Consider the following 941-nt stretch of genomic DNA (forward strand, 5'->3'; position numbering starts at 1 on the left):
GTCATAAGCCATTTCACAAGGCTCCATCTGTGCGGCGGAGGTACAACGAACGCGTACCTTGCAGACGATCAAACTTAAGGGAGAAATAGGCCTCGTTTTTGGCCACATGTTTTCCAAAAAGCTTCCCAAGATCTCCGATGGCCAACCAGATTTCTTCACCCACCAAGGTACGGACGTCAGCGCTCTTTCCTTGAGGAAGTCGACGAGCATTCATGCGTAATGCCGCTTCAGCCTGGAACCATGCTTCATACTGAGCGCTGTCGCATTGAGGTACGTGGCGATTGTCCATGTTCATTTCCTTGATGTGTGGAGTTCGTGGTGCTGGCGGCAATATTCCACAGAGAGTCATGCCTGTCAATCATGCAGACATCTTAGATGAATCACTGATGTTCTATCGCTCACGGAGCCCCACGCCAAGCGTCGAGAGCGTCGACAACATGCAGACGCCCTACCGTACGAAGACGGTAGGGCTTCGCTGCCGGTAGGAGGTGTCGGGCATGGGGATACGTTAAAGCTCTGCTGATTCAGGTTGGCAGTGAATGCCATCCTGCCTTGCGCTCACCCTAGCGGAACGCGATACCTCTCCGAACTATCTGGGCAATCCGGGAAGGATCACCCGGCAGTAGCTTGAGCTTTCATGTGCAAGGGTATATCTAGGGCTGCGACTTTGCCCTGTAAGTAAGCGCGTAGGCCACGGGGCTGAACGCGTAAGAACGAAAGCTCGAAGGGTCAGGACGCTGCGGCTTGGTTCACGACAGCCGTTCCAAACGGTTACGGCCCCCGGTTGAAATCAATAGCGCCTCGACATCTTCCACTGGTCTGACGCTCAATCTGGAGCAGCAACGAGGTCTCGTCTGCGAGCGATCAATTCCTCAACGGCCAAGGCGCTCGGATCGCCATCCACTTGGCGTTGACGCAGAAATTCGAAATCGATCCCTGCT

At 54.4% G+C, this 941-nt stretch carries 1 protein-coding gene; it reads right to left on the reverse strand.

The features are described 5' to 3' along the window. Positions 1-13 precede the first annotated feature (13 nt). Entirely contained in the window at positions 14-289 is a 276-nt protein-coding gene (locus G7016_RS24760; protein WP_181118332.1) for a hypothetical protein, read from the reverse strand. Positions 290-941 lie beyond the last annotated feature (652 nt).

The organism is Pseudomonas japonica (assembly GCF_013522925.1).
GTDB classification, from domain to species: Bacteria; Pseudomonadota; Gammaproteobacteria; order Pseudomonadales; family Pseudomonadaceae; genus Aquipseudomonas; species Aquipseudomonas japonica_A.

What these genes read in the sequence shown, in the direction of transcription:
- G7016_RS24760 (WP_181118332.1), bottom strand. Translation starts at nt 289, where the DNA reads ATGGACAATCGCCACGTACCTCAATGCGACAGCGCTCAGTATGAAGCA.